Source organism: Jannaschia sp. W003, from assembly GCF_025144335.1.
In the GTDB taxonomy this organism is placed as follows: Bacteria; Pseudomonadota; Alphaproteobacteria; order Rhodobacterales; family Rhodobacteraceae; genus Jannaschia.
Window position 1 is genome coordinate 2,643,464 of record NZ_CP083539.1, and the last position, 17,158, is coordinate 2,660,621.

Here is a 17,158-nt window from a genome sequence, read left to right on the forward strand (position 1 = left end):
GCGGGGCCTCCCTGTTGCGCGGTGTCTAGGCCCAGCCGCCCGGGGGGGCAACGGCCCCGCGTCAGAGCGCCGCGACCGCCTCGCAGAACGCCCGGATGCGGGCCGCGTCCTTGTGGCCCGGCGCGCTCTCGACGCCGGACGAGACGTCGACCTGCCGCGCGCCCGTCAGGCGCACCGCCTCGGCCACGTTCGCGGCATCGAGGCCGCCCGCCAGCATCCAGGGCCGCGCCCAGGTCCGACTGGCGATCAGGCGGTGGTCGAAGCCCACGCCGTTGCCGCCGGGCAGCGCGGCGCCCTGCGGAGGCTTGGCATCCACCAGCAGTTGGTCGGCCACCGCCTCGTAGGCGTGCAGCGCGGCGAGGTCGCCGGCGTCCCGCACCCCCACCGCCTTCATCACCGGCAGGCCCGTGCGAGCCCGCACCTCCGCCACGCGCTCCGGCGTCTCGCGGCCGTGGAGCTGGATCATGTCGAGGGGGACGGCGGCGGTGACGGCGTCGAGCGCGTCGTCGTCCATGTCCACCACCAGCGCCACCTTGGCGAGGCCCACGGGCGCGCGGAGCGCGAGGTCGCGGGCCGTGGCGGCGTCCACGGCGCGGGGCGAGCGGGAAAAGAACACGAAACCGGCGTAGGCCGCCCCGGCACAGGCGGCGGCATCGACGTCGTCGGGGTTTCGCAGGCCGCAGATCTTGGCGCGCACCGCGCCCCGCCCGGGCCGTTCGACGCGGATCAGGCGCGCGTCTCCACCAGCGCGAGGACCTCGTCCTCCTCGGAGCCGCCGCGGGCCTTCTCGAGGCGGCGCTCGAGGCGCTCGCGCTCGGCGCGCTGGCGCGACGCCTCGGCGCGGTGCTTGTGCTCGCGCAGCCACTCCCAGGTGAAGCCGATCAGGAGGCCGATGCCGATGGACAGGAAGATCACGGCGAAGAGGGGCAGCGACAGCGCGCCCAGCCCGACGTAGTCGCCGAAGGTCTCGGGGAGGAGGCGTAGGCTCACCACCTGCCGGTTCGCGAGAGCGAGGACCAGCAGCACGAAGGCGAGGAGGCCGAGGAAGAGGACGCGCAGGAAGCTCATGGAGTCGGACCTAGCTCCGGCACCGGGCGGTGTCCAGCGCGCAGGCAGCCCGTGGAAGGCGGCCCGTCACTTGCCGTTCAGCCGGTCCCGAAGCAGTTTGCCGGCCTTGAAGAAGGGCACGTGCTTCTCGGCGACCTGGACGGTCTCGCCGGTGCGGGGGTTGCGGCCCACGCGGGCGTCGCGCTGCTTCACGGAGAAGGCGCCGAAGCCCCGGAGTTCGACGCGGTCGCCGGCACTGAGCGCGTCGGTGATCTCCTCGAAGATCGTGTTGACGATGCGTTCGACATCCCGGTGGTAGAGGTGCGGGTTCTCGTCGGCGAGCTTCTGGATAAGTTCCGATCGGATCATCGATGCACCCCTGAGGTTTGCTGAATCTCGCGTTTGCAAGGATCACGTGTGCATATCGGACCGGAGGCACCCCTTGGAACCCCGGACCCCCTGATTTCACTCCGAATTCCCGAGAAACTGCGCGTGTCGGCAACATCTGACGCAACGGCGCAGCAGGGGAAGTGTCATCCGACATACGCCTGCGGGAACAAAACGTGTCGGGAACCGGCAGTCCCGCCCGGTGCGAATCGCACCGGGCGGACCGGACGGGACCGCTGACGCGGTCCCGTGAAGATCACTCGTCGCCCTTCAGGGCGGCTCCGAGGATGTCGCCCAGCGAGGCGCCCGAGTCGGAGGAGCCGAACTGCTCCACGGCTTCGCGCTCCTCGGCGATCTCGCGCGCCTTGATCGACAGGCCGATGCGGTGGTTCTTGGTGTCCACGTTGGTCACGCGCACGTCCACCTTGTCGCCCACGCCGAAGCGCTCGGGTCGCTGGTCCTGACGGTCGCGCGCCAGGTCCGAGCGGCGGATGAAGGACTTCATGCCCTCGTAGTCCACCTCGACGCCGCCGTCCTCGATCTTGGTGATCTGGACGGTGATGACCGAGCCGCGCTTCACGCCGCCCAGGGTCTCCGCGTAGGGATCGCCGCCCACCGCCTTGATCGACAGCGAGATGCGCTCCTTGTCGGTGTCCACCTCGGTGACCTGCGCGCGGACGATGTCGCCCTTGCGGTAGTCGCCGATGGCGTCCTCGCCCCGGCCTTCCCAGGTCAGGTCCGAGAGGTGCACCATGCCGTCGATGTCGCCCGGCAGGCCGATGAACAGACCGAACTCGGTGATGTTCTTGACCTCGCCCTCGACCTCGGTGCCTGGCGGATGGGTCTCGGCGAACACCTCCCAGGGGTTGCGCTGGGTCTGCTTGAGCCCGAGCGACACGCGGCGCTTGGCGGTGTCGATCTCCAGCACCATCACGTCAACTTCCTGCGAGGTCGACACGATCTTGCCCGGGTGGACGTTCTTCTTGGTCCAGCTCATCTCCGAGACGTGCACGAGACCCTCGACGCCGGCTTCCAGCTCCACGAAGGCGCCGTAGTCGGTGATGTTGGTCACGCGGCCCTGGTGCACGGAGCCCAGCGGGTACTTGGCGATCACGGTGTCCCACGGGTCTTCCTGGAGCTGCTTCATGCCCAGGGAGATGCGGTGGGTCTCCTTGTTGATCTTGATGACCTGCACCTTGACCGTCTCGCCGATCGAGAGGATCTCGCGCGGGTCGTTGACGCGGCGCCAGGCCATGTCGGTCACGTGCAGCAGGCCGTCCACGCCGCCGAGATCGACGAAGGCGCCGTACTCGGTGATGTTCTTGACCACGCCGTCGACGTTCTGGCCTTCTTGGAGGTTCGAGATGACCTCGGCGCGCTGCTCGGCGCGGCTCTCTTCCAGGATGGCGCGGCGCGAGACCACGATGTTGCCGCGGCGGCGATCCATCTTGAGGATCTGGAACGGCTGCTTAAGGCCCATGAGCGGGCCCGCGTCGCGCACGGGGCGCACGTCGACCTGGGAGCCGGGCAGGAACGCCACGGCGCCGCCGAGGTCGACGGTGAAGCCGCCCTTCACGCGGCCGAAGATCGCGCCCTCGACGCGCTCCTCCTTGCCGTAGGCTTCCTCCAGGCGGTCCCAGGCAGCCTCGCGGCGGGCGAGATCGCGGGAGATGACGGCCTCGCCGCGGGCGTTCTCGACGGAGCGGAGGAACACCTCCACCTCGTCGCCGACCTCGACCTCGGGCTGCTCGCCGGGGTTCGCGAATTCCTTGAGGTCGACGCGGCCTTCCATCTTGTAGCCGACGTCGATGATGGCCTGGCCCGCCTCGACGGCGATGACCTTGCCCTTGACCACCGACCCCTCGGTCGGCGTGTCGATCTCGAGGCTCTCGTTCAGGAGGGCTTCGAATTCTTCCATGGATGCGTTTTGAGCCATGTGGCTGATGATATCCTATTCAGATCGGTTGCTGGCCGTGCGGTTGTCTCCGCCGGTCTTGCGTTGGTCGAAAACGGGTCGAAGGGCGCCGGGGCGCCGAAGGGTTCGACCTGTCGGGTGACGCGCGGGAACATACGCGACGTGCCCCCGATTTGCAAGGGCGGGGCGCGTGCGGGCCGGGGGGGGCTACAGCTCGAGGCCGCGGCGCACGAGGCGGTCCAGCCGCTCGCGCTGCTCGCGGGCGCTGTCGCCGCGACCGAACGTGAGCGCGCCCGAGGAGTAGAGCGTGCCGTAGGACAGCGCCGCGTTCACCGTCTGGCCGATGCCGGACAGGAGCTGCGCGTCCCGCAGCGAGGCGAGCGGATGGATGTAGACGGCCCAGACCCGCCCCTCGGCGAGGGCGTAACGGGCGTCGAGCGTGGTGTCGAAGTTGGCCTGCATCATCCGACGCATCTCCTCGGGGGAGAGGCCCTCGGCGGAGCGGATCGGCACCATGACCCGCATCCGGTCGGCGCCCGCGTCGGTGACGAGGAGGACCGGAACGTCCTCGACCGTGAAGCGGATCGTGCCGGCGACGCGCTCCGCGCCGGGATCGAGGCGCGTGACCAGCGAGGCGAGGTGGTCCACGGTCATGCGCCCGCCCTGCGCACGAGCGGAGTCGGTCACGTTCGCGAAGGCGACGGTCATGACGAGCACCGCCGCCCCGAGCCCGAGCGGGCCGAGCGACGGCGCGCGACTGCCGCGGCGGCGAACGGGACGGGGCGCTGGGGAGCGGGGCATGGCAACGACCTCGGGCAGTACGGGATGCCGGCAGGATACGCCTCCGCGGCCCGCCGGACTACGCCCCTCGCGCGGGTGTGACAGCCGCCGGGCGGCGTTTCGCCGCCCCCTGCGCGGAGGGCTGCCCTAGCGCGCCGGCAGGGCCGAGGCGACGATGGCGACGGCTGCGCCCACGGCCTCCTCGACGCTCATCGTGGAGGTGTCCAGGACCACGGCGTCCTCGGCCGCCACCAGCGGCGCCTCCGCGCGGCCCATGTCGCGGGCGTCGCGGGCCAGCACGTCCTCCAGCACGCCCTCGCGGGTCAGCGTGGCGTCCGAGGCGGCCAGCTCCGCGAAGCGGCGCTCGGCACGCACCTCCGGCGAGGCGGTGACGTAGAGCTTCACCTCCGCCTCGGGGCAGATCACCGTGCCGATGTCGCGGCCGTCGAGCACCGCGCCGCCCGCGGCGCGCGCGAAGCCACGCTGCCAGTCAACGAGGGCCGCGCGCACCTCAGGCACGGCGGCCACGCGGGAGGCGGCGGCGGCCACGTCCTGCCGGCGCAGGTCGCCCTCGAGGTCGGCGGCCTCCAACCCGCGGGCGGCGGCCACCGCCTCCTCGCCGCGCAGGGTGCGCGCGCCCACGGCGCGGTAGAGCAGGCCGGTGTCGAGGTGGCGCATCCCGAAGCGCGCCGCGATCTCGCGGCCGATGGTGCCCTTGCCCGCGGCGGCGGGGCCGTCGATGGCGACGGTGAAGATCATGGAAGGCTCCCGTTCGTCAGAGGTCCGGGCCGAGGAATTGCGGAAGGCCGTCCGCGATCCGGTACCAGTCGCCCTTGTCGGCGCAGAAGATGTGCCGGGTGAGCGCGACCCGGGCGGGCGCGTCCAGCGTGCCCGCGTGGATCGAGAGTCGGTCGCCGCCCCCGTCCCAGAACAGATTCGAGCCGCAGGCGGCGCAGAAGCCGCGTCGCGCCGTCTTCGAGGAGCGGAACCAGCGCGGCTCGCCCTCGATCCCCACGGCTTCCCGCCGGGCGGAGGTCGCTGCCACGTAGTTGCCCGACGTGCGCTGGCACTGACGGCAGTGGCAGGCCGCGACCGGATTCAGCGGTCCCCTGACCCGGTATCGCACCGCCCCGCAGAGGCAGCCGCCCTCGTGTGTCTCGCTGGTCATGCCTCCTGCTAGCCGGCCGGCGGCGTCCTGCCAATCCTTGCGGCCGCCCCCCCCGCGCCGCAGCGTCGCGCCATGCCCGACGCCCCGCTCCAGATCCTTTCGATCACCCGCTTCGCCTATCCCGGTCCCGGCGCGTTCCAGCAGGAGCATGAGAGCGTCGAGGCCCGGCAGGCCGCGCTCTGGGCGCCGGAGCGGCTGGAGCGGCGCTTCCGCTCGCTGGAGCACGTGACCTTGCGCACGCTCGCGGCGCAGACCGATGGCGCTTTCGCCAAGCTCGTCGTCACCGGAGACGCCCTGCCCCGCGCCCACGCGGACCGCCTGCGCGACCTCGTCGCCACGGTGCCGGGCGCCGAGGTGGTGTTCCATCCGCCTGAGAACCAGCGCCACGCGATGGAGCGGCTGGTGAACGCGCGCCTCGACCCCGAGGGGCCGCCGAGCCTCCAGTTCCGCATGGACGACGACGACGGCGTGGGTTTGCGCTTCGTGGAGCGGGCGCGGCGGGCCTTCGAGGACGTGGCGCCGCTGTTCCGCCGCCACGGGCGCCTCGCCATCGACTTCAACCGCGGCTTCGCGCTGCGCCTCGGGCCGCGCGTGGAGGTCGAGCCGCAGGTACGCGCCCATCTCGGCGTGGCGCAGGCGGTGGTGCTGCGGGCCTCGGTCCGGCGCACGGCGCTGCATTTCCCGCACCACCGGATCGCGACCATGATGCCCTCGGTGACGCTCACGGATGCGCCGATGTGGCTGCGCGGCGTGGACGGCACCAACGACAGCCCCGTGGAGGCGCGCGGCCTGCGCCCCGCCGACGCCGAGCAGCGCGCGGAGCTGGACACACGGTTCGGGCTGGACCTCGCGGCGATCGAGGCGAGCTTCTAGCGCGGCGCCACCGGGCGCGGCACCGGCACCGCCCTACCCTCGCGCCAGAGCGTGTAGAGGCCCGTGCCCACCACCATCGCGGCCCCCAGCAGCATCACCGGGTCGGGGCGCTCCGCGAACAGGACCACGCCCAGCAGCAGCCCCCACACCATCGCGGTGTAGCGGAACGGGGTCACGGCCGCGATCTCGCCCACGCGCATGGCGAGGATCGAGAACAGGTAGCCGCCGAGGATGAACACGGCCGCCAGCGCCAACACGGCCCCCTGCCCCGCATCCAGCGGGGCCCACGTCTCGCGCGCCGACAGCGCGGCGCCGAGCGCGGTGACGCCGGCGGCGGTGAAGATCGCGACCTTGAGGCTCGGCGTGCCCCGCGTGATGCGGCGGGTCACGAGGTCGCGGGCGGTGATCAGGGCCACCGTCAGGAGCGGCAGGAGCGCCCAGGCGTCGAAGCCCTCGACCCCGGGGCGCACGATCAGGAGCACCCCCGCGAGGCCCACCGCGATCGCGGTCCAGCGTCGCCAACCCACTTGCTCGCCGAGGAACAGCGCGCCCGCGGCGGTGATGAACAGGGGGGCGGCCTGGAGGATCGCGGTGATGGTCGAGAGCGGCACGCGCGTCAGCGCCACGACGAAGGGCAGGAACGCGGCGACCTCCAGCGCGGAGCGCAACGCCACGGGCCGGCGATCGGCGGGCGGGATCGGCATGCGCAGCGCCCCCGTGGCGTGGGCCAGCGCGGCGATCAGGGCGCAGACGAGGAGGCCGCGGAGCAGCACCACCTGGAACGTCGGCAGCGCGCCCGCCAGCCACTTCAGACAGGCGTCGTTCAGCGTGAACGTGGCCATGGAGGCCATCATGAAGAGTGCGCCGCGGAGGTTGTCGGTCATGGGGGGCGTTCAGTCCGCCGCGGGCGGCTCGGGCATGAGGGCGATGGCGCGGTCCGCGTCGAGGCCGAACCGCTCGGCGAGCATGCGGCGGGCGCGGCGCGTGGGCAGGCGCGTGGCGTGGGGCGGGATCGAGCGGCCCGAATCGTTGTGGCCGTGCAGCGTGCGCAGGAAGGCGTGGCCGTCGGGCTCCATCAGCGTGGGCACGTGGCACGGCAGGCGGCGGTGATTGTAGCGGTAGACGCAGGTCGGCAGGTCGGCGTCGGTGATCATGGCACAGGCGAGGCCGAGGGGCTGCGCCTCGCGGAAGTCCCAGAAGGGCTGCGCGGGAGCGTGCATGTCCCAGTAGACGCCACGTGCGAAGGCCACGACGGTGGGACGGTTCGCGAGGTCCGCACCCAGCAGGCGGTCGGCCATGTCGCGGGTGCGGGCCACGTAGTCGGTGGCGACCGCGTCGTCGTCGTCGATGCGGAAGCCGGTGACGTGGCTCGGTGCGCCGCGGATGCCGCGCCGGAAGCTGCGCTTGGCGGCGGCCAGCGCGCCTGTCCGCTCCATGAAGCAGACCTGCAGGAACGGATAGGCCGATTCCAGCGAGCGCAGGCGCTGACGGTGGCGGATCGGCAGCGTGGTGCCGGCGAGGATCACCAGCGCGAAGTCGGGATCGGTCTGCGCGGCGAGCGAGGGCAGCGCGACCGTCTCGAGCAGCCGGAAGCGGGCCTTGAGACGGGCGTCGTCGTAGAGATGGGCCTCAAGCGCGGCCTCCTCCATGCCGCTGACGGCAAAGCCCTCCTTGGCGGGATAGGAGAAGCGCAGGACGCCGATGATCTCGTTTCCGGGCATGGCGCAGTGGTCGCACGGCCCCCGGGGGGCGGCAAGCGCGCGCGGCGCCGGCTGCCGGGGTCGAGCGCTTGAGCTCTCGCCGCGCGCCGGTGGACCGTCGGCGAAACGCGAAGGGGCCCCGCCGGATCGCTCCGGCGGGGCCCCCTGTGCGGGCGGCTCGCGCCCCTAGCTCAGTCCTGGTCGGCGGTCTCGACCGACTGGTCCTCGCCGAACACGTCGTCCGCCGAGGGCGCCTCGGGCGCGGCCAGGGCGGCGGCCTTCTCGGCCTCCGCACGTGCCGCCTCGATGACCTTGGTGTCGCGCTCCGTGGCGATGGCGCGCATCTCCTGGGTCGCGCCGCCGGTGCCCGCCGGGATCAGGCGGCCCACGATGACGTTCTCCTTGAGACCGACGAGCTTGTCGCGCTTGCCCTGGACGCTCGCCTCGGTGAGCACCCGCGTCGTCTCCTGGAACGAGGCCGCCGAGATGAAGCTGCGGGTCTGCAGCGACGCCTTGGTGATACCGAGCAGGATCGGCTCGGCCCGCGCGATGCGGTCGCCCCGCTTCTCGGCCTTGGCGTTGGCCTCGTCGAGCTCCGCCTTGTCGATGTGCTCGCCCTTCAGCAGCGTGGTGTCACCCGAGTCGAGCACCTCGAACTTCTGCAGCATCTGCCGGACGATCACCTCGATGTGCTTGTCGTTGATCTTCACGCCCTGCAGTCGATAGACGTCCTGCACCTCGTCGATCAGGTACTCGGCGAGCGCCTCGATCCCGAGGATGCGCAGGATGTCGTGCGGCGCGGGGTTGCCGTCCATGATGTAGTCGCCGCGCTGGACGAAGTCGCCTTCCTGCACGGGGATGTGCTTGCCCTTGGGGACCATGTAGTCGATCGGATCGGACCCGTCGCCGGGGTCGACCTGGATGCGACGCTTGTTCTTGTAGTCCTTCTGGAAGCGCACCGTGCCGTCGCGCTCGGCGATGATGGCGTGGTCCTTGGGACGCCGCGCCTCGAACAGCTCCGCCACCCGCGGCAGGCCGCCGGTGATGTCCTTGGTCTTGGCGCCCTCGCGCGGGATGCGCGCGACCACGTCGCCCGCCCGCACGTCCTGCTGGTCCTCGATCGACAGGATCGCGTCCACCGACATGGTGTAGGTGACCGGGTTGCCCGCCTCGTTGCGCACGGGCTCGCCGTCCTCGCCCAGGATCAGGATCTCGGGCTTGAGGGTGTTGCCCTTGGCCGAGGAGCGCCAGTCGGACACGATCTTCTGGGTCATGCCGGTGGCGTCGTCGGTTTCCTGGCGCACGGAGATGCCGTCGAAGAGGTCGACGAACTTCGCCTTGCCGTCCGCCTCGGCGATGATCGGCAGGGTGAAGGGGTCCCACTCGAACAGCTTGTCGCCGCGCGCGACGGTGGCGCCCTCCTTCATGAACAGGCGCGTGCCGTAGCCCAGCTTGTGGGAGGCCCGCTCCTCGCCGGTGTCGGGATCGGAGATCACCAGCGTCATGTTGCGACCCATGACCAGCACGTCGCCCGCCGAGTCGATCAGCGTGTTGGCGTTGGTGAAGCTCACCTTGCCGGCCGCGCTGGCCTCCATGAAGGACTGCTGGCCGCCCTGCGCCACGCCGCCGATGTGGAAGGTCCGCATCGTCAGCTGGGTGCCCGGCTCGCCGATCGACTGGGCGGCGATGATGCCCACCGCTTCGCCGATGTTCACGCGGGTGCCGCGGGCGAGGTCGCGCCCGTAGCAGTTGGCGCACACGCCCTCCTCGCTCTCGCATGTCAGCGGCGAGCGGATGCGCATGGTCTGCACGCCGGCCTGCTCGATGGCGTCGGCGCGGCGCTCGTCGATCAGCTCGCCCGCGGCCACCAGTACGTCCTCGGTGCCCGGCACCAGCACGTCCTCGGCGGCGACCCGGCCGAGCACGCGCTCGCCCAGGGTGGCGACCACCTCGCCGTCGTTCACCGCGGCGGTGGCGGTGATGGCGTTGTCGGTGCCGCACTCCTCCTCGCGGACGATGCAGTCCTGCGCCACGTCCACCAGGCGGCGGGTCAGGTAGCCCGAGTTCGCCGTCTTGAGCGCGGTGTCCGACAGGCCCTTCCGCGCGCCGTGGGTGGAGTTGAAGTACTCCAGCACGGTCAGGCCTTCCTTGAAGTTCGAGATGATCGGCGTCTCGATGATGTCGCCGTTCGGCTTGGCCATCAGGCCGCGCATGCCGCCGAGCTGCTTCATCTGCGTGACCGAGCCCCGGGCACCAGAGTGGGCCATCATGTAGACCGAGTTCGGCTCGTTCTCGGCGCCGTTCTCGTCGCGGCCCGAGGTCGAGATGGTCAGCATCATGGCGTCGGTGACCTTGTCGTTGCACTTCGACCAGGCGTCCACGACCTTGTTGTACTTCTCGCCCTGGGTGATCAGGCCGTCCATGTACTGCCGCTCGAACTCCTTCACCTGCGCCCGCGTCTCGTCGACGATCGGCCACTTGGATTCGGGGATCACCATGTCGTCCTTGCCGAACGAGATGCCGGCCTTGAACGCCTCGCGGAAGCCCATGGTCATGATGTGGTCGCAGAAGATGACCGACTCCTTCTGGCCGCAGTAGCGGTAGACGGTGTCGATGACCTGCTGCACCTCCTTCTTGCGCAGCAGGCGGTTCACCAGCTCGAAGGGAGCCTTGGCGTTCAGGGGCAGCAGCGCGCCGAGGCGCGCGCGGCCCGGCGTGGTCTCGAAGGTGCGCTGCACCTCCTGCCCCTCGTCATCGATCTGCGCCATGCGGACCTTGACCTTGGCGTGCATGTGCACCTGCCCGGCCGTGAGCGCATGCTCGACCTCGTCCACGGACGAGAACACGGCGCCCTCGCCCTGCATGCCCTCGCGGGCCATGGTGACGTAGTAGAGGCCCAGCACCATGTCCTGCGACGGCACGATGATCGGCGCGCCGTTGGCGGGCGACAGCACGTTGTTGGTCGACATCATCAGGACGCGCGCCTCGAGCTGCGCCTCCAGCGACAGGGGCACGTGCACGGCCATCTGGTCGCCGTCGAAGTCGGCGTTGAACGCCGAGCAGACCAGCGGGTGGAGCTGGATCGCCTTGCCCTCGATCAGCACCGGCTCGAAGGCCTGGATGCCGAGGCGGTGCAGCGTGGGCGCGCGGTTCAGGAGCACGGGGTGCTCGCGGATCACCTCGTCGAGGATGTCCCAGACCTCGGGACGCTCCTTCTCGACCAGCTTCTTGGCCTGCTTCACGGTCGACGACAGGCCCTTGGCCTCCAGCCGCGAGTAGATGAACGGCTTGAACAGCTCGAGCGCCATCTTCTTCGGCAGGCCGCACTGGTGCAGCTTCAGCTCGGGGCCGGTCACGATGACCGAGCGGCCCGAGAAGTCCACGCGCTTGCCGAGCAGGTTCTGGCGGAACCGGCCCTGCTTGCCCTTGAGCATGTCCGAGAGCGACTTCAGGGGCCGCTTGTTGGCGCCGGTGATGACGCGGCCGCGGCGGCCGTTGTCGAACAGGGCGTCCACGGACTCCTGCAGCATCCGCTTCTCGTTGCGCACGATGATGTCGGGCGCGCGCAGCTCGATCAGCCGCTTGAGGCGGTTGTTGCGGTTGATGACCCGGCGGTAAAGGTCGTTGAGGTCCGAGGTCGCGAAGCGGCCGCCGTCGAGCGGCACCAGCGGGCGCAGCTCGGGCGGGATCACCGGGATCACGGTCAGGATCATCCACTCGGGGCGGTTGCCCGACTCGAGGAAGTTCTCGACGATCTTGAGGCGCTTGATGATCTTCTTGGGCTTCAGCTCGCCGGTGGCCTCCTTGAGGTCCTCGCGCAGCTGGGCGGCCTCGGCCTCGAGGTCGATGTTGGCCAGCATCTCGCGGATCGCCTCCGCGCCGATGTTGGCCGAGAACGCGTCGGCGCCGAAGGCGTCCTGGGCGTCCATGAACTCCTCCTCGGACATCAGCTGTCCGTAGGCGAGGTCGGTGAGGCCCGGCTCGATGACGACGTAGTTCTCGAAGTAGAGGATCCGCTCGAGGTCGCGCAGCGTCATGTCGAGCATGAGGCCGATGCGCGAGGGCAGCGACTTGAGGAACCAGATGTGGGCGACGGGCGAGGCCAGCTCGATGTGGCCCATGCGCTCGCGGCGGACCTTCTGGAGGGTGACCTCCACGCCGCACTTCTCGCAGACGACACCGCGGTACTTCATGCGCTTGTACTTGCCGCACAGGCACTCGTAGTCCTTGATCGGACCGAAGATGCGCGCGCAGAACAGGCCGTCGCGCTCGGGCTTGAACGTGCGGTAGTTGATGGTCTCGGGCTTCTTGATCTCGCCGTAGGACCACGAGAGGATCCGCTCGGGCGAGGCCAGCGAGACCTTGATCTCGTCGAACACCTTCTGGGGCGCGACGGGGTTGAACGGGTTGTTCGTCAGTTCCTGGTTCATGTCAGGTCCTCGAAAAAGAGTACGTCCGGGTGGTCGGCGTGGGGCGGACCGGTGTCCGCCCCGGAGCTGGGCTCACTCCTCGCCGCCCTCCGAATCCAGGAGTTCCATGTTCAGGCCGAGGCCGCGGACTTCCTTCACGAGCACGTTGAAGCTCTCGGGCACGCCCGCCTCGAAGTTGTCCTCGCCCTTGACGATCGACTCGTAGACCTTGGTCCGGCCGGCCACGTCGTCGGACTTCACCGTCAGCATCTCCTGCAGGGTGTAGGCCGCGCCGTAGGCCTCCAGCGCCCAGACCTCCATCTCGCCGAAGCGCTGGCCGCCGAACTGCGCCTTGCCGCCCAGGGGCTGCTGCGTGACGAGGCTGTACGGCCCCGTGGAGCGCGCGTGGATCTTGTCGTCCACGAGGTGGTGCAGCTTGAGCAGGTACTTCACGCCCACGGTCACCTGGCGCGAGAACTTCTCGCCCGAGCGGCCGTCGAACAGGTCGGACTGGCCCGAGGTGTCGAAGCCGGCGCGCGTGAGCGCGTCGTTCACGTCCGCCTCCTTGGCGCCGTCGAAGACCGGGGTCGCGATCGGCACGCCGCGGGTGATGGTCTCCGCGGAGTCGATCAGGTCCTGGTCCTCCAGGCCCGCGATCGCCTCCTCGTAGGCCTCCTCGCCGTAGGCGATGCGCATGGCGTCACGCACCGGGGCGAGGTCGCCCTTCCGCCGGTACTCGTCGAGCGCGTCGTCCACCTTGATGCCCAGGCCGCGCGCGGCCCAGCCCATGTGGGTCTCGAGGATCTGGCCGACGTTCATCCGGCTCGGCACGCCGAGCGGGTTGAGCACGAAGTCCACCGGGGTGCCGTCGCCCAGGAACGGCATGTCCTCGATCGGCACGACCTTGGAGATGACGCCCTTGTTGCCGTGGCGGCCGGCCATCTTGTCGCCCGGCTGCAGCTTGCGCTTCACGGCGATGAAGACCTTGACCATCTTCATCACGCCCGGCGGCAGGTCGTCGCCGCGGCGGACCTTCTCGACCTTGTCCTCGAAGCGGGCCTCGATGGCGCGCTTCTGCACCTCGTACTGCTCGTTGAGCGCCTCGACCTCGCGGGCCTCCTGCTCGTCCTCGAGGGCGAGCTGCCACCACTGGCCGCGGGAGAGCTGGCCGTCGAGCAGGGCCTCGTCGATGGCGGTGCCCGCCTTGACGCCCTTCGGCCCCTTCACCGCCTTGCGGCCCTCGATCATGCCGCGCAGGCGCGCGTAGATGTTGCGGTCGAGGATCTCGCGCTCGTCGTCGCGGTCGCGGCTCAGGCGCTCGATCTCCTCGCGCTCGATCTGCAGCGCGCGCTCGTCCTTCTCCACGCCGTGGCGGTTGAAGACGCGCACCTCGACCACGGTGCCGTAGTCGCCCGGCTTCACGCGGAGCGACGTGTCGCGCACGTCCGAAGCCTTCTCGCCGAAGATGGCGCGAAGCAGCTTCTCCTCGGGCGTCATCGGGGACTCGCCCTTGGGGGTGATCTTGCCCACCAGGATGTCGCCCGGCTCCACGTCGGCGCCGATGTAGACGATGCCCGCCTCGTCGAGGTTGCGCAGCGCCTCCTCGCCCACGTTCGGGATGTCGCGGGTGATCTCCTCGGGCCCGAGCTTGGTGTCGCGCGCGGCGACCTCGAACTCCTCGATGTGGATCGAGGTGAACACATCGTCGCGGGCGACGCGCTCGGAGATGAGGATGGAGTCCTCGTAGTTGTAGCCGTTCCACGGCATGAACGCGACGACCACGTTCTTGCCCAGGGCCAGTTCGCCCATGTCGGTCGAGGGGCCGTCGGCCAGCACCTGACCCTTGCCCACGCGGTCGCCCACCTTCACCAGCGGACGCTGGTTGATGCAGGTGTTCTGGTTCGAGCGCTGGAACTTGCGCAGGCGGTAGATGTCCACGCCCGCATCCCCAAGCTCCAGGTCCTCGGTGGCGCGCACCACGACGCGCTGGGCGTCGACCTGGTCGATGATCCCGCCGCGCCGCGCCATGATCGAGGCGCCGCTATCGCGGGCCACCACGGCCTCCATGCCGGTGCCCACGAAGGGGGCGTCGGCCTGCAGGAGGGGCACCGCCTGACGCTGCATGTTCGAGCCCATCAGCGCGCGGTTGGCGTCGTCGTTCTCGAGGAATGGGATGAGCGCGGCGGCGACCGAGACCAGCTGCTTGGGCGACACGTCGATCAGGTCCACGCTCTCGCGCGGCCCGAGCGTGTAGTCGCCCGACTGGCGGGTCGAGACCAGCTCGTTCACGAAGCGGTTCTCTTCGTCGAGATGCGCGTTCGCCTGGGCGACCGTGTGGCGCATCTCCTCGGTGGCCGACATGTAGACCACGTCGTCCGAGACCTTGCCGTCCTCGACGCGCCGGTAGGGCGTCTCGATGAAGCCGTACTTGTTCACCCGCGCGAAGGTGGCGAGCGAGTTGATCAGGCCGATGTTCGGGCCTTCCGGCGTCTCGATCGGGCACATGCGGCCGTAGTGCGTCGGGTGCACGTCGCGCACCTCGAAGCCGGCGCGCTCGCGCGTCAGGCCGCCCGGCCCGAGGGCCGACAGGCGGCGCTTGTGCGTCACCTCGGACAGCGGGTTGGTCTGGTCCATGAACTGCGAGAGCTGGGAGGAGCCGAAGAACTCTCGCACGGCGGCGGCGGCCGGCTTCGCGTTGATCAGGTCCTGGGGCATGACCGTGTCGATCTCGACGCTGGACATGCGCTCCTTGATGGCGCGCTCCATGCGCAGGAGGCCCACGCGGTACTGGTTCTCCATCAGCTCGCCGACCGAGCGCACCCGGCGGTTGCCGAGGTGGTCGATGTCGTCGATCTCGCCGCGGCCGTCGCGCAGCTCCACGATGCCCTTGATGCAGGCGAGGATGTCCTCGTCGCGCAAGGTGCGCATGGTGTCGGGCGCGTCGAGGTCGAGGCGCATGTTCATCTTCACCCGGCCCACGGCCGAGAGGTCGTAGCGCTCGGAGTCGCGGAACAGCTGGTCGAACAGGGTCTGCGCGGCCTCCACGGTGGGCGGCTCGCCCGGGCGCATGACCCGGTAGATGTCCATGAGCGCCGTCTCGCGGTTCAGGTTCTTGTCCGCGGCCAGCGTGTTGCGGATGTACGGGCCCACGGTGACGTTGTCGATGTCGAGCACGGGGATGTCGTCGATGCCCGCGTCCACCAGCGCCTTGAGGGTGCCGCCCGACACCTCGCCGGTCTTGTCAACCTCCCAGGTCAGCTCGTCGCCGGCCTCCACGAAGATGGCGCCGGTCTCCTCGTCGATGATGTCGCGCGCGGCGAACTTGCCGACGATGGCGTCGAACGGCACGAGGATCTCGGAGACGTTGCCCTCCTCGCGCAGCTTCTTGACCTGGCGGGGGGTGACCTTCTTGCCGGCCTCGATCACGACCTCGCCGGTGGCGGCGTCCACGACGTCCATGGCCGGGCGCGTGCCCGACAGGCGCTCGGGGAAGAACTTCGTGGCCCAGCCCTCGCCGCGGCGGTGGGCGTAGGTCACGGTGTCGTAGTAGGTGTTGACGATCGCCTCCTGGTCCATGCCGAGCGCGTAGAGCAGCGTCGTCACGGGCAGCTTGCGGCGGCGGTCGATGCGGCAGAACACCAGGTCCTTGGCGTCGAACTCGAAGTCGAGCCAAGAGCCGCGGTAGGGGATGATGCGGCAGGCGTAGAGCAGCTTGCCCGAGCTGTGCGTCTTGCCCTTGTCGTGGTCGAAGAACACGCCCGGGGAGCGGTGCATCTGGGAGACGATGACCCGCTCGGTGCCGTTCACGATGAAGGTGCCGTTGGGCGTCATCAGAGGCATGTCGCCCATGAACACGTCCTGCTCCTTGATGTCCTTCACGGACTTCTGGCCGGTGTCCTCGTCCACGTCGAACACGATCAGGCGCAGCGTGACCTTCAGCGGCGCGCTGTAGGTCATGTCGCGGGTCTGGCACTCCTCGACGTCGTACTTCGGGCGCTCGAGCTCGTAGCGCACGAACTCCAGCACGGCGGTCTCGTTGAAGTCCTTGATCGGGAACACCGACTGGAAGGTGCCCATGAGGCCTTCGCCCTCGGCGGGCTCGGCACCCTCGCCGGAGCGCAGGAACAGGTCGTAGGAGGACTTCTGAACCTCGATGAGGTTCGGCATGTCGAGGACTTCGCGGATCTTGCCGAAATAGCGGCGGATGCGCTTCGAGGACGCTTGCGTCTGAGCCATGTGCGGTCGTGCCTTTCAGTTCCCGCGCGGAGCGCCCCGTCGGGCACCGGGGCCGCTCGCGCGTGATGGGTCCGGGGGGGACTATCCCGGCGCGCCGTCCCACGGGCGCGCCACCCGTCCCCGCCCCTGACCGGGAAGGCAGCGCGTCCGCGCAGCCTTCCGAGACAGGAGCGGGTGGCCCCGGAGACCCGGGACCACCCTGCGTCGTTCACGATCCCCGGGGCACGCCCGGGGCCGCGATCACTTGAGCTCGACCTCGGCGCCGGCCGCCTCGAGCTTCGACTTGAGCTCTTCGGCTTCCGCCTTGTCGACGCCTTCCTTGACGGGCTTGCCGCCGGCCTCGACCAGGTCCTTGGCTTCCTTCAGCCCGAGGCCGGTGATGGCACGGACTTCCTTGATCACGTTGATCTTGTTGGGGCCGGGGCCCTTCAGGATCACGTCGAATTCGGTCTGCTCCTCCTCGGCGGCGCCGCCGGCGTCGCCGCCCGGGCCGGCCATCATCACAGCGCCGCCGGCGGCGGGCTCGATGCCGTACTCGTCCTTGAGGATGGTCTTGAGTTCCTGCGCTTCGAGCAGGGTGAGGTTCACGATTTGCTCGGCGAGCGCTTTGAGATCAGCCATTGTCTTTTCCGTTCCGTTAATT

General features: G+C 69.9%; 13 protein-coding genes. 1 reads left to right on the forward strand and 12 read right to left on the reverse strand.

The genetic code is table 11. From position 1 onward, the window contains the following. Positions 1–61 precede the first annotated feature (61 nt). The 7 genes from K3554_RS13005 to K3554_RS13035 form a co-directional block, all read right to left on the reverse strand. Positions 62–697 (reverse strand): phosphoribosylanthranilate isomerase, encoded by a 636-nt coding sequence (locus tag K3554_RS13005; RefSeq protein ID WP_259940910.1) that lies wholly within the window; start codon positions 695–697, stop codon positions 62–64. 29 nt (positions 698–726) lie between these two features. Then, a complete protein-coding gene (locus K3554_RS13010) occupies positions 727–1,068 on the reverse strand; it encodes a LapA family protein (RefSeq protein WP_259940912.1) in 342 nt (113 codons plus the stop codon). Between the two features lie 66 nt (positions 1,069–1,134). Next, positions 1,135–1,416 carry an integration host factor subunit beta gene (gene ihfB, locus K3554_RS13015; RefSeq protein WP_259940915.1) on the reverse strand — a complete coding sequence of 94 codons (282 nt, stop codon included), beginning with the start codon at positions 1,414–1,416 and terminating at the stop codon, positions 1,135–1,137. 274 nt (positions 1,417–1,690) lie between these two features. Beyond that, entirely contained in the window at positions 1,691–3,352 is a 1,662-nt protein-coding gene (gene rpsA, locus K3554_RS13020; RefSeq protein ID WP_259940917.1) for a 30S ribosomal protein S1, read from the reverse strand. Positions 3,353–3,556: 204 nt separating this feature from the next. Further along, entirely contained in the window at positions 3,557–4,057 is a 501-nt protein-coding gene (locus tag K3554_RS13025) for a hypothetical protein (RefSeq protein ID WP_259940920.1), read from the reverse strand. Positions 4,058–4,276: 219 nt separating this feature from the next. Further along, positions 4,277–4,888 carry a d(CMP) kinase gene (locus tag K3554_RS13030; RefSeq protein WP_259940923.1) on the reverse strand — a complete coding sequence of 204 codons (612 nt, stop codon included), beginning with the start codon at positions 4,886–4,888 and terminating at the stop codon, positions 4,277–4,279. 16 nt (positions 4,889–4,904) lie between these two features. Next, entirely contained in the window at positions 4,905–5,297 is a 393-nt protein-coding gene (locus K3554_RS13035) for a GFA family protein (RefSeq protein WP_259940925.1), read from the reverse strand. A 72-nt stretch (positions 5,298–5,369) separates the two neighbouring features. Here K3554_RS13035 and K3554_RS13040 point away from each other — a divergent pair, with 72 nt between their 5' ends. Next, on the forward strand, positions 5,370–6,170 hold the full coding sequence (locus tag K3554_RS13040; protein WP_259940930.1) for a putative rhamnosyl transferase: 801 nt from the start codon (positions 5,370–5,372) through the stop codon (positions 6,168–6,170). Here the strand turns inward: K3554_RS13040 and K3554_RS13045 are convergent. From K3554_RS13045 to rplL, 5 genes are all read right to left on the reverse strand, one after another. Continuing rightward, entirely contained in the window at positions 6,167–7,054 is an 888-nt protein-coding gene (locus K3554_RS13045) for a DMT family transporter (RefSeq protein ID WP_259940932.1), read from the reverse strand. The two genes, K3554_RS13040 and K3554_RS13045, sit on opposite strands and share 4 nt — an antisense overlap. Before the next feature lie 9 nt (positions 7,055–7,063). Further along, a complete protein-coding gene (locus K3554_RS13050) occupies positions 7,064–7,891 on the reverse strand; it encodes a putative rhamnosyl transferase (protein ID WP_259940935.1) in 828 nt (275 codons plus the stop codon). Between the two features lie 170 nt (positions 7,892–8,061). Then, positions 8,062–12,300 (reverse strand): DNA-directed RNA polymerase subunit beta', encoded by a 4,239-nt coding sequence (rpoC, locus tag K3554_RS13055; RefSeq protein WP_259940938.1) that lies wholly within the window; start codon positions 12,298–12,300, stop codon positions 8,062–8,064. A gap of 72 nt (positions 12,301–12,372) precedes the next feature. Further along, positions 12,373–16,515: a DNA-directed RNA polymerase subunit beta gene (rpoB, locus tag K3554_RS13060; protein WP_259940941.1), complete on the reverse strand. Its 4,143-nt coding sequence runs from the start codon at positions 16,513–16,515 to the stop codon at positions 12,373–12,375. A gap of 240 nt (positions 16,516–16,755) precedes the next feature. Continuing rightward, a complete protein-coding gene (rplL, locus tag K3554_RS13065) occupies positions 16,756–17,136 on the reverse strand; it encodes a 50S ribosomal protein L7/L12 (RefSeq protein WP_259940944.1) in 381 nt (126 codons plus the stop codon). Positions 17,137–17,158 lie beyond the last annotated feature (22 nt).